The 232-nt window shown below is 32.3% G+C and carries 1 protein-coding gene; it reads right to left on the bottom strand.

From position 1 onward, the window contains the following. A partial coding sequence (locus SB775_RS34185; protein WP_410865732.1) for an ABC transporter permease occupies positions 1–232 on the bottom strand: 232 nt, incomplete at both ends.

The raw sequence follows: 232 nt of genomic DNA, 5'->3' as shown, positions 1-232 counted from the left end.
ATGCTTAGCAATATAAAGATTAAGCGGAGAAATTGATTCATTCGTTTTTCAGTATCAATTGGATATAATGCTACAATAATATTTCCCGAAAAATATTTCCACAGGGAACGGAGCTGCATAGAAATCATATATAGGACGATATAAGCGAAAGCACCTTTTACATATATATTCGGAATAAAATATAGAGCGAAAGCACCGATCAACCCTAAGCGAATATATATACCGAAATAAT

The organism is Peribacillus sp. SIMBA_075 (genome assembly GCF_046534585.1).
The sequence above is the reverse complement of the archived record's forward strand: the minus strand, read 5'-3'. Positions and strand labels throughout refer to the sequence as shown.